General features: G+C 39.8%; 12 protein-coding genes. All 12 read right to left on the minus strand.

Features of this window, described 5'->3' with window-relative positions; genetic code table 11:
- Positions 1 to 199: 199 nt before the first annotated feature.
- Complete coding sequence (spoIVB, locus tag IEX94_RS08400; RefSeq protein WP_229782629.1) at positions 200 to 1,399, minus strand: SpoIVB peptidase; 1,200 nt, start codon at positions 1,397 to 1,399, stop codon at positions 200 to 202.
- A 216-nt stretch (positions 1,400 to 1,615) separates the two neighbouring features.
- A complete protein-coding gene (gene recN / locus IEX94_RS08405) occupies positions 1,616 to 3,322 on the minus strand; it encodes a DNA repair protein RecN (protein ID WP_188856809.1) in 1,707 nt (568 codons plus the stop codon).
- A 28-nt stretch (positions 3,323 to 3,350) separates the two neighbouring features.
- Positions 3,351 to 3,800, minus strand: a complete 450-nt coding sequence (gene ahrC / locus IEX94_RS08410; RefSeq protein WP_156855963.1) for a transcriptional regulator AhrC/ArgR — start codon at positions 3,798 to 3,800, stop codon at positions 3,351 to 3,353.
- A complete protein-coding gene (locus IEX94_RS08415) occupies positions 3,797 to 4,627 on the minus strand; it encodes a TlyA family RNA methyltransferase (RefSeq protein WP_156855964.1) in 831 nt (276 codons plus the stop codon). Before IEX94_RS08415 ends, ahrC begins: the two co-directional genes overlap by 4 nt.
- 147 nt (positions 4,628 to 4,774) lie before the next feature.
- Positions 4,775 to 5,668 carry a polyprenyl synthetase family protein gene (locus IEX94_RS08420; protein ID WP_188856810.1) on the minus strand — a complete coding sequence of 298 codons (894 nt, stop codon included), beginning with the start codon at positions 5,666 to 5,668 and terminating at the stop codon, positions 4,775 to 4,777.
- A gap of 1 nt (position 5,669) precedes the next feature.
- The gene (gene xseB / locus IEX94_RS08425; protein WP_156855966.1) at positions 5,670 to 5,906 is read right to left on the minus strand and encodes an exodeoxyribonuclease VII small subunit; all 237 of its coding nucleotides are present in this window, start codon (positions 5,904 to 5,906) and stop codon (positions 5,670 to 5,672) included.
- Positions 5,833 to 7,245: an exodeoxyribonuclease VII large subunit gene (gene xseA, locus IEX94_RS08430; RefSeq protein ID WP_188856811.1), complete on the minus strand. Its 1,413-nt coding sequence runs from the start codon at positions 7,243 to 7,245 to the stop codon at positions 5,833 to 5,835. Before xseA ends, xseB begins: the two co-directional genes overlap by 74 nt.
- Positions 7,238 to 8,095, minus strand: coding sequence for a bifunctional methylenetetrahydrofolate dehydrogenase/methenyltetrahydrofolate cyclohydrolase FolD (gene folD, locus IEX94_RS08435; RefSeq protein WP_188856812.1), 858 nt, complete (start codon positions 8,093 to 8,095; stop codon positions 7,238 to 7,240). The genes xseA and folD overlap by 8 nt, the downstream gene beginning before the upstream one ends.
- Positions 8,092 to 8,487, minus strand: a complete 396-nt coding sequence (nusB, locus tag IEX94_RS08440) for a transcription antitermination factor NusB (protein ID WP_156855969.1) — start codon at positions 8,485 to 8,487, stop codon at positions 8,092 to 8,094. The genes folD and nusB overlap by 4 nt, the downstream gene beginning before the upstream one ends.
- Before the next feature lie 217 nt (positions 8,488 to 8,704).
- Positions 8,705 to 9,103: an Asp23/Gls24 family envelope stress response protein gene (locus IEX94_RS08445; RefSeq protein WP_156855970.1), complete on the minus strand. Its 399-nt coding sequence runs from the start codon at positions 9,101 to 9,103 to the stop codon at positions 8,705 to 8,707.
- Between the two features lie 31 nt (positions 9,104 to 9,134).
- Positions 9,135 to 10,487: an acetyl-CoA carboxylase biotin carboxylase subunit gene (gene accC, locus IEX94_RS08450; RefSeq protein WP_188856813.1), complete on the minus strand. Its 1,353-nt coding sequence runs from the start codon at positions 10,485 to 10,487 to the stop codon at positions 9,135 to 9,137.
- 13 nt (positions 10,488 to 10,500) lie between these two features.
- On the minus strand, positions 10,501 to 11,010 hold the full coding sequence (gene accB / locus IEX94_RS08455) for an acetyl-CoA carboxylase biotin carboxyl carrier protein (protein ID WP_156855972.1): 510 nt from the start codon (positions 11,008 to 11,010) through the stop codon (positions 10,501 to 10,503).
- Positions 11,011 to 11,243 lie beyond the last annotated feature (233 nt).

Raw genomic sequence — 11,243 nt, forward strand, 5'->3', positions numbered from 1 at the left:
AGAAGTGCCTTTCTTCCGAGGCAGGCTAAGATCGCCACGTCCTGTGGCAACGTCTGCATTAGCACGTCCTGTGCGTCGAGGCTCAGCGCGGAGCCCTAGGATGCGCATCCGTCCTTCGGGCAACTGAACAGCGGAACGACACTTACGCTGAATGAAAGCAGAAAGAACTTGCAACAGGGGGCCTGTTACAAGTTCTTGGTCAACTTGCTTGTGCAATGGTTTCTTCTTTCTCGTTAATGGTTATTCCTGCATCATTTAGCATCCATTCGATATGAACGCCATAACCGGATGTTGGATCATTTACGAATACGTGTGTTACGGCGCCTACTATCTTCCCATCCTGGATAATTGGACTGCCGCTCATTCCTTGGACGATTCCGCCTGTTTGTTCGAGTAGACGAGGATCGGTTATTTTAATAACCATCCCTTTAATATCTGGTTTTTCTTGGGGGGTCGAACTGACGATTTCAATGTCAAATTCTTCAACTTTTTCATCAGCAACAACAGTCAATATTTTTGCTGGACCTTCTTTTACCTCATCTGAACGTGTAATTGGTAATGGCTCATCGTATTTATCATTTGTTATTTTTGATTCAAGCACACCGAAAATACCATGTGGTGTATTTTTCACAATGCTTCCAATCACATTCCGATCTGCGGAAAATCTTGCCTGTTTCTCTCCGGGTGTACCTTGGTTACCCTTTTCGATATGGACGACGGATGACCGAACTATTCTCCCTTTCATTAACTCAATTGGCTTTTTTGTATCCATATCGGAAATTACATGCCCGAGCGCACCATATCGCTTGCTCACTGGATCATGGAAGGTCATTGTTCCTATTCCCGCTGCGGAGTCCCTAATATAAAGCCCAATTTTGTACTCCTGATCACGTTCATCTTGTACAGGTTGTAATGATGTGTCGAGTGTCTCATTACCCCTTTTCAGTTTAATCTTTAGAGCTTCATTTTGTTTTCCTGCAGCGTTTACTAATGGTTTGATCTCACTCATATCTTTAATTGGCTTACCATTAATTTCGACGATCATATCGCCTATCAATACTTTTGCATCCTGCCCAGGGGATAATACCCCTTCTTTACCTTGAATGGAATGATGTCCAACTACAAGCACTCCGACTGTTTCCAGCTGAACACCGATCGATTGACCACCTGGAATAAGTTTAATGTCTTCATCCCTTTGTATCGGTTCTAATGAACTGTTTTCTTCTGCTGAAGCGGTTTTAAGTGAGATCAGATTCGAAAAAACATCATGAACCATAGGCTTCGCATCAGAATGTGAAAGTCCCCCTGTTAGAAACGGATTTGTAAAGGAAAGGAGAAATAAGAAGCTGGCGAATAGTGTAAAGGTATGTTGTATCCATTGTCTCTTTGTTTTTTTCATGTATATTAACACCCCTCGCATCTCACCCATACCAATTTTTTTTCTGTACTTCTAATTTGAGCGAAGCAGGCCTTTTTTAAACTGGTGATTCATAAGTGAAATGCTTAAGTTTACCTTGCATAAAGTAATGACGTTCAGAAGAGGCTAATTTATAATGATATGAGAAAAAAACATTAAAAAAAGCCGGTGCTGTTAGTTTCCGGCTAATCCACAATATTATTCCTGATGATCTTTTAACTTGAATATATCGGCAAGGTCAAGCATTTCCTTTGCATGTTCTTTTGCTGTTTCTGTCAGTTCCGTTCCAGTTATCATCCGACTCAATTCCTCCATTTGTTCATCTGGACTTAGTTCGGTAACAGTGGTTGAAGTCCTGTCATCCTTTTCATGTTTTTCAATTAATTTATGCGTATCGGCCATGGCAGCAACTTGTGGTAAATGGGTAATACAGAGAACTTGGGAAGCGTTGGATATTTCATATATTTTCTCAGCAATTGCCTGGGCAACGCGTCCACTTACACCTGTATCAACTTCATCAAAAATAACACTTGTGACTCCTTGATGTTTTGCGAAGATTTTTTTCAGAACGAGCATAATTCTGGATAATTCTCCACCTGAAGCTACTTTTGTCAGTTCTTTAAGCGGTTCCCCTGGATTTGTTGAAATCATAAAACGAATCGTATCATATCCGTCTTTATGGAGTTTTGGATGGTCCGTTTCATTGTCAAAGCTAATTTGAAACTTTGCTTTCTCCAAATATAAGCTTTTTAATTCTGAATGGATTTCTTTTACAAGTGCATTTGCAGCTTTTTTTCTTAAATGGTGTAGCTCTTTTGCTTCCAACCTCGCGTCTTTCTCTATTTCTTCAATTTCTTCCACAAGAGCGGTCAGGTGAAAGTCTTTATTCGTTATTTCTTCCAATTCTTCTTCTATTTTGGCCATATATGTCTGCATTTCATTTACCGTCGCGCCATATTTCTTCTTCAATCGATTCAGTTCATTAAGTCTTGCTTCAATTTCATTCAGTCGTTCCGGATTATATTGCAATTGGTCGATATAATTTCGTAAATCAAAAGCCATTGTCTCAAGAGAATAATAATAGTTCGTAATTTCTTCGGCTTTTTCATCAATAAACGGATCAATTTTTTCATGCTCACTCAAAGAGAGCATCGCATGATTTATCCATTCTAGTCCTCTTCCATCCCCATACAATGCATTATAAGCATTTTGAAGCGCTGTATGGACGTTCTCAAAGTTGGCTAAGGAATTTCTTTCTTTTTCCAGAATTTCATCTTCATCTGGGACAAGATTGGCCTGTTCCAATTCTTGTAATTGGAAAGATAATAAATCTTGACGGTGAGCGATTTCTTGCTCATTTTCATTTAATTGTTTGTAGCGTTGTTGTAACTTTCGCAGTCTGTCGTAAAGATTCGTGTATTCTTCTTTTGCCTGCTTGATTTGCTCATAGTCATACAAGTCAAGTAGATGAATATGGTTGTCCGCATCCATCAGGGACTGGGTTTCGTGCTGGCTATGTATATCGATGAGCGTTTTACCGAATTCACGAAGAATTGCGAGTGTCACCAATTTACCATTCACACGGCAAATACTTTTCCCACTTTTTGTAATTGTTCGTTCTAAGACAACCTGTTCATCGGTTATTTCAATACCGTATTGTCTGCCAACTGCATAAATAGGATGTTCCATTGATTCAATGGAGAATAATCCTTCGATATCTGCCTTATTTGTTTTATGACGGACATATTCAACAGAACCGCGACCACCTGCAAGTAATTGGATGGCATCAATAATAATTGATTTCCCTGCTCCTGTCTCACCAGAAAGCACCGTTAATCCTTCATTAAATGTAATGGAGATTTGATCAATAATTGCAAAGTTTCGAATAGATAATTCTGTCAGCATGAATCATTCACCTCTTCCTTCATCCAAGTTAAAGCATGCGTATGAAGCGGTTTTTTATTTTCTCGGCATCATTTTCTTTTCGACAGATGATTAAACATGTATCATCTCCACAAATTGTTCCCATTATCTCTTCCCATTCGAGGTTATCAATTAACACTCCGATGGCGTTAGCGTTTCCCGGTAATGTTTTTAAAACAACGAAATGATTCGCATGGTCAATATTAACGAAAGCATCGACAATTAGCCTTTTTAATTTTTCTTCCGGATTAAATCGTAAATCTGCCGGTAAGCTATATTTATATTTTCCAGATAATGTAGGCACTTTCACTAGGTGCAGTTCCTTAATATCACGTGAGACAGTTGCTTGAGTCACATTATAGCCGAGTGCTTTCAACTCATCAACGAGTTCATCTTGAGTCTCGATTTCATGCTCATTAATTAATTCGCGAATTTTAATATGACGTTGGATTTTACTCATCTTCCGGCCTCCATTCTTACTAAATGTTGATGTGCTTGCTCGACAACTTTTTCAAAAGGGGGTATATCAGGTTTTTCTTTTTGTTCCGAGAGATATTTAAAATGGGCGAGAAATTCTACATTCCCTTGACTACCGGTTATTGGAGAATACGTAATACCATGCAGGATAAAGTTTTCGCCTGCAGCAAAACGAATGACCTGTTCAAGCACTTCTACATGGACTTGCTTTTCCCGAACAATTCCTCCTTCACCGACTTGCTCTTTACGCGCTTCAAATTGGGGCTTGATTAAAGCTACGACATCATTTTCCTCGTCTAAGAGATATTTGAGCACAGGTAATATCAGGCGTAAAGATATAAAGGAGACATCAATCGAAGCGAAATTTGGTATTGTATTTAGCATATCTTTCGTCACATAGCGGAAATTCGTCCGTTCCATAACGACGACCCGCTTATCATTGCGTAATTTCCAATCAAGTTGGTTGTAGCCTACGTCGATTGCATAGCTTAATTTAGCACCATGCTGGAGTGCGCAATCGGTAAATCCGCCTGTCGATGACCCTATATCAAGGATTGTTTTTCCTTCCAGATTCAAATCGAACTGCTGGATTGCCTTCTCCAACTTCAATCCGCCGCGACTGACATAGGATTTATTTTTTTGTTTTATACGGATTGGCATGTCTGGATCAATTTTTACACCTGGTTTATCAAGCCGTTCGTGTTCAGAAAAAACCAATCCAGCCATAATCAGACGCTTTGCCAAGTCTGTGTTCTCCACTAAGTTACGTTCTACAAGTAATTCATCTAAACGTTTTTTTGTCATCTTCATTTCCTTTACTTTTAACTATCATTCATATTAATAAGCTTTTCTGGTTTATTATACATCAAATGACTCATATTCTGAAATAGAATACCTCCATAGAATAGAAAAACAGCCGCTCACTTTTATGCTGAACGGCTGAATCTTCTTACTTACTTAATGGTCACGATTGCTGATATAGTCAATCAGTGCTTTTAGTTGGGAATCAATTGCACCTGCTTGTTCAAGAGATGCTAATGCTTTTTCCACATAGATCTCTTTTTGTTTGATTGCCCCTTCTAAGCCAAGAAGTTTCGGGTATGTACTCTTATTATTATTTACATCACTTCCTACAGGTTTACCTAGTGCTTCCTCTATTCCTGTAATATCTAAAATATCGTCTTGAACTTGGAAGATCAGCCCTAGATAATGGGCAAAGCGTGTAAGGTGTGTCAATTGTTCTTCTGTCGCTCCCCCTAAATAAGCACCAGCATAAACGGCGAATTTTAATAATTCTCCCGTTTTAAGTTCGTGGATTTTTTCAAGTTGTTCTAGCGGGACGGATATGTCTTCATTTTCAGCTTGCATATCGAGAATTTGACCGGCCACCATACCAAGTGGTCCACTTGCAACTGCAATTTTCCCTGTTAGTTCCACTTTTTCACGATCGGTAAGGAGTGGTTCGTTCGCAATTAAAGCAAAGCTATGTGTCAATAGACCGTCGCCTGCTAAAATAGCCGTTGCCTCATCGAATTTCTTATGATTCGTCAGTTGTCCGCGCCGGTAATCATCATCATCCATTGCAGGCAAATCATCGTGAATTAAGGAGTATGTATGAATCATTTCTAGGGCGATAGCTGTAGAAAGTGTCTTTTCAACAGCGGTACCATAAGCTTCAAAACTTGCGAGCAAAAGAACCGGTCGAATTCTTTTCCCGCCTGCTTGAAGGGAATAAAGCATTGAAGCCTTTAATTGATCAGGAATCGGAAGTTCAGTTAATCGTGTTTCCATTTCATTTTCAATTAAATCTTTCTGCTGTCTCAAATAAGCTTCCAGATTAACCTGGTCCATGCTAGACTTCCCCTTCCACATCAAAGTTTGTGATTTCTCCATGCTCATTTAAAATTTTTGCCATTTTATCTTGGACAGAATTAATTTTATCACTGCATATTTTCGATAAAATCATCCCCTCCTGATAATAATCAATTGCTTGTTCCAAAGGAACGTCTCCCGTTTCAAGTTTCCCTACTATTTTTTCTAACTTTTCCATCGCTTCCTCGAAGGATAGTTCCATGTTTTTCTCCGTCATTTGAAGTCTCCTTTACTGATAGTACTTGTGCATGGATTGTGCCGTCCGTTAATTTTACTGCCAGTTGTTCTTTTTCCTTAATATGCGTTACAGACTTCAGTAATTGTCCATCCGCAGTATAAGGTAATGCAAAGCCACGTTTCAAGATTTCTAATGGGTTTACTAAACTAAGCTTATCCAGTAAATTCCCGAGTTCGCGGCGATGGTAATCAACGGTTTGATTCATGTAGCGGTTATTCTTTATTGTAAGTTCAGTTATTCTCTTTTCTGCTTCTTCGATTCGCTCTTTGGGATGCTGCACCGATAGACGTCTCATTACTGTTTGATAAACCATTGCGCCATCGTTTACTTGCAATCTTAATGTTCGTTCTAGTGCCTCCATTTGCTGATCCAACTCCTGCTCTTTCTGCCTAATGAGCTCTTTTGGATAACGAAAAGCATAGGAATTAAGCGCGTTGTTAAGCCGGCGTGTTTCCTGGTCCAATAATTGGTTCACTTCACGGGTTAATCTTCGGTTGAGCAGTTGAAGATTATTTCTTAACTCCGCTTGAGACGGAACCGCAAGCTCTGCTGCACCCGTTGGAGTCGGTGCTCTTAAGTCTGCTACAAAGTCACTAATCGTCGTGTCTGTTTCATGTCCGACAGCAGAAATAACTGGAATCCGAGATTCGTAGATTGCACGGGCAACGATCTCTTCGTTAAAACTCCATAGTTCCTCAATCGAACCACCGCCTCTACCGACAATTAATGTATCAAAGTTCATCCGATTAGCTGTTTCAATTCCCCGTTTTATCGAACTCGCCGCTTCTGGTCCTTGAACAAGAACCGGGATAACTACTACTTCAACTAATGGATAACGTCTCTGAATAGTCGTAATGATATCCCTTACCGCTGCACCCGTTGGCGAAGTAATCACACCGATTCGCTTCGGATATGCTGGAATTCGTTTTTTATGAGCCGAGGAAAAGTAACCTTGCTGTTCCAGCTTGACCTTCAATTGTTCATAAGCTAAATATAAAGCCCCGATTCCATCCGGTTCCATTGCATTAATATACAGCTGATATTGCCCGGCAGCTTCATATACACTGACATTTCCGCGAATCAGTACTTTCATTCCGCTCTCCGGGGTAAATTTTAAATAACGGTTGTTCCCGGCAAACATGACTGCTTGGATCCTCGTCTGTTCATCTTTTATCGTCATATACATATGTCCACGGCTATGATGTTTAAAGTTCGATATCTCACCGCGCAGCCAAATTTGTTGCAAATGTTGATCAATATCGAGTTTCCGCTTAATATATTTCGTTAGGGCCGTTACCGTTAAATATTTATCATTCAATACTTGTCAGTCCTTTAGCCGCTTTAATTGTATTAGAGAGAAGCATTGTAATTGTCATTGGACCAACTCCTCCCGGAACTGGTGTAATATACCCGGCCTTCTCCACTACTTCAGCAAAGTCGACATCACCAGTTAGTTTTCCTTCTTGTGTCCGGTTAATCCCAACATCGATGATGACCGCACCCTCTTTGACGTCCTCTTGCTTAATAAAGTTTTCTTTCCCGATTGCAACGATCAGAATGTCAGCCGCTTGTGTATATTTTTGCATATTCTCTGTTTTTGAATGACAATAGGTGACCGTTGCATTTTCATTCAATAACAGCTGTCCGACTGGTTTCCCAACGATATTACTGCGGCCGATAATGACAGCATGCTTCCCTTCAATCTCAACTCCTTTTGATTTGATCATTGTAATGATCCCATAGGGTGTACATGGTAAAAAGCTGTCCTCTCCTGTCATCATCTTACCGATATTAATCGGATGGAAGCCGTCCACATCTTTTTTCGGGTTAATCCGATCAATTACTTTCTGTTCATTAATTTGGTCTGGCAATGGTAATTGAACTAAAATACCATGAACCGCATCATTGTCATTTAGTTCATCAAGTAATGCCAACAGATCCGCTTCTGTTGTCTCGACAGGTAAAGTGATTACTTCAGAATCCATCCCAATTTCGGCTGCAGCCCTTTCTTTCCCTTTAACATAAGATAATGATGCAGGATTATCGCCGACAAGGACAACGACCAACTTTGGGATAAGATTTTTCACTTTCAGTCTTTCGATTTCTTTTGCTAAATCTTGTTTTATTTCTGAAGCTAATTCTTTTCCACTAATAATTTCAGCAGTCATGATTCATTTCCTCTCTTTTCTATATTGGATAACACACCATTAATGAATCTCCCCGACTTCTCATCGCCGAAACGTTTCCCTAGTTCGACGGCTTCATTAATTGAGACATTAAGCGGGATATCTTCCAGATGCTTTATTTCAAATGTCGCCAATCGCAAAATCGTTCGTTCTACTGCCGCTATACGATCTAGGCTCCAATTCTCCAAATGGTTAGCAATTATTTCATCTAAAGAGGATTTCTTGTCTATCACACCTTGAATTAATTGGTTAAGAAACGGATCATTCCCCTGTTCCTCAACATATTCCTGAATGCTGCCTTCATGGACTTCACAATTGATATCTATTTGAAACAGAAACTGGAATGCTTTTTCTCTTGCTTCGCTTCGTTTCATGCTTTTACTCCTTCTAATGTTCTTTTCTAAAGTGAAACTTCAATCAGCGGGGATTCTCCTTATCCCACTGTTAGGTGAACAAATCTGGGTGTTACCATCCGTTATCTTCCACCTAAACTCCCTGGTACATTCTGAAGTTTTACATTGGGTATACGACAGATGGTTACACCGGAACAAATGATAAGAAGGCCAAAGTATTCCGCTCTGGCCTGTTTGTTTACTCATTATGTTTAGCTTGCTGTTCCTTTTCATCCATATTGATTCCGACTACATGTATATTTATTTCGGCAATATCAAGTTGAGTCATTGTTTTTAAGCTTTGTCGGATAGTTGTTTGCAATGATTGGGCTACCTTCGGGATAGAGATACCGAAGTCTAAAATACAATACACATCAATTGTGATCCCATCGTCCGTGAGTTCAACTTTAATACCTTTACTATGTGTCTGCTTGCCTAAACGTTCTGCAACACCAGATGCAAAGGTACCACGCATGGCATATAAACCTTTCACTTCTGTCGCAGCGATTCCAGCAATTACTTCAATCACCTCTGGAGCAATTTCCACTCTTCCTAAAGACAAATCATTACTAACATTTAATAATGGTTGTTCACTCATGAAATCACACCTTTTATAGAAAGTTGTTGTTCTATTTCTCTACAATCGGGTTCTCTTCTAAAAAGTTCGTATTAAAATCCCCGTGCTGGAAAACGTCATGGTCCATTATTTGCCGGTGGAAAGGAATTGTCGTATAAATTCCTTCAATAACGAATTCATCAAGTGCCCGCGTCATTTTCTTGATCGCTTCTTCTCTTGTTGGTGCATAGGATATAAGTTTGGCTATCATGGAATCATAATACGGCGGTATAGTATACCCGGTATATGCTTGAGAATCTACGCGGATACCCAAGCCGCCAGGGGCAAGATACATATCGATTTTACCTGCCGAGGGCATGAAGTTCTTATACGGATCTTCCGCATTAATCCGACATTCAATTGCCCAGCCGTCAAATGTGATATCCGTTTGTTGCAGGCTCAGCTTTTCATTATTTGCCACCTTAATTTGTTCTTTAATGAGGTCTACTCCTGTCACCATTTCTGTGACTGGATGTTCTACTTGTATTCTTGTATTCATTTCCATAAAATAGAACTCCTCTGTCTGACGGTCGAAGATGAATTCTATCGTTCCAGCACCAACATAATCAACTGCTTTAGCTGCACTAACTGCTGCTTGCCCCATCTTCTCTCTAATCTCTGACGAAACCGCTGGTGAGGGAGTTTCTTCGATTAATTTTTGCAGGCGTCTTTGAACCGTGCAATCACGCTCTCCTAAGTGGATAATATTCCCGTGTTTATCTGCTAGAACTTGAATTTCCACATGCCGGAAGTCCTCAATGAATTTCTCAAGGTAAACACCAGGATTCCCGAATGCTGTCTCTGCTTCTTTTTGTGTGACGCGGATCCCCTTAACAAGTTCTTCTTCATTTCTCGCGACACGGATACCTTTACCTCCACCACCTGCAGTAGCTTTGATAATAACCGGGTAGCCGATTTTTTCCGCGATTTCAATCCCTTCTTTTTCACTTTCGATGATTCCGTCAGAACCAGGCACAATCGGAACATTGGCCTGTTTCATCGTTTCCCGGGCCACATCTTTAATTCCCATTTTCTGAATTGCTTCAGCTGTTGGACCGATAAAGCTTATATTACATTCCTCACACATCTCCGCAAAATCAGCATTCTCAGCGAGAAACCCATAGCCTGGGTGGATTGCATCCACATCTCTCGAGGTTGCTACACTTAATATATTCGTAAAGTTAAGATAGCTGTCCTTACTTAAGGTAGGTCCGATACAATATGCTTCATCTGCTAGTTGCACATGTAAAGATTCTCTGTCTGCTTCTGAATAGACTGCCACGGTTTCTATTCCCATTTCATGGCAAGCTCTAATAATTCGAACAGCAATCTCTCCTCTGTTCGCAATTAACACTTTCTTAATCAATTACTCCATCCCCTTATTTTTTCTTTACCCGGAATAGTGGTTGACCATATTCCACAAGCTCGCCATTTTCCACGAGCACTTCTACGATTTCTCCACTTACTTCTGCTTCAATTTCGTTAAATAGTTTCATTGCTTCGACAATACAAACAATGGAATTTGAATCGACTTTGCTGCCGACTGTAACGTATGGATCGTCTTCCGGAGATGGTGATTCATAGAACGTACCGACCATTGGTGAAACAATTTCAAAGTCATAATCGCTGTTTTCTGCTTTTACTTCTTGTTTTTCTTCAATTATTTCCGCTTGTTTCTCGATTGCTTGTTCTTGAACTGGCTCGCTTTGTCGTTGTATTTGTACAGCGGTAGTTTCTGTTACTTGTGATGGTTCATTTACTACAGTTGTCGCTCCATGAGTTCCTTTTTTTAGTGACACGGATGTACCGTTAGTTTCATAATTAAATTCTGTAATAGATGATTGATCAATTAATTTAATAATTTCCCGAATTTCTTGTACTTTAAGCATATAAAAACGCACCCCTTATTCATTTTGATATACGATACTATACATTTTACTTAAATTTCGCTAACATGTCCAAGTTGTAAATATGTAGTATTCTTCTTTTATTTTATCATTATATCAGTAGTACATAATGATAGCTATCAAAAATGTAACGAACCCCTCAACCACGTGAATGAATTAGTGTTCACTTTCATTCAGCGTAAGCGCAACCTTCTCCTGGAGGTCCGCAGTCCAGA

It is taken from the genome of Oceanobacillus indicireducens, from assembly GCF_014647195.1.
Lineage (GTDB): Bacteria > Bacillota > Bacilli > Bacillales > Amphibacillaceae > Oceanobacillus > Oceanobacillus indicireducens.

Excerpts from the sequence above, each read along its gene's own strand:
- folD (WP_188856812.1), bottom strand. The coding sequence starts at position 8,095 with ATGACTGCTGAAATTATTAGTGGAAAAGAATTAGCTTCAGAAATAAAA.
- IEX94_RS08415 (WP_156855964.1), bottom strand. The coding sequence starts at position 4,627 with ATGAAGATGACAAAAAAACGTTTAGATGAATTACTTGTAGAACGTAAC.
- ahrC (WP_156855963.1), bottom strand. The coding sequence starts at position 3,800 with ATGAGTAAAATCCAACGTCATATTAAAATTCGCGAATTAATTAATGAG.
- recN (WP_188856809.1), bottom strand. The coding sequence starts at position 3,322 with ATGCTGACAGAATTATCTATTCGAAACTTTGCAATTATTGATCAAATC.
- accB (WP_156855972.1), bottom strand. The coding sequence starts at position 11,010 with ATGCTTAAAGTACAAGAAATTCGGGAAATTATTAAATTAATTGATCAA.
- nusB (WP_156855969.1), bottom strand. The coding sequence starts at position 8,487 with ATGAAACGAAGCGAAGCAAGAGAAAAAGCATTCCAGTTTCTGTTTCAA.
- IEX94_RS08445 (WP_156855970.1), bottom strand. The coding sequence starts at position 9,103 with ATGAGTGAACAACCATTATTAAATGTTAGTAATGATTTGTCTTTAGGA.
- IEX94_RS08420 (WP_188856810.1), bottom strand. The coding sequence starts at position 5,668 with ATGGACCAGGTTAATCTGGAAGCTTATTTGAGACAGCAGAAAGATTTA.
- spoIVB (WP_229782629.1), bottom strand. The coding sequence starts at position 1,399 with ATGAAAAAAACAAAGAGACAATGGATACAACATACCTTTACACTATTC.
- xseB (WP_156855966.1), bottom strand. The coding sequence starts at position 5,906 with ATGACGGAGAAAAACATGGAACTATCCTTCGAGGAAGCGATGGAAAAG.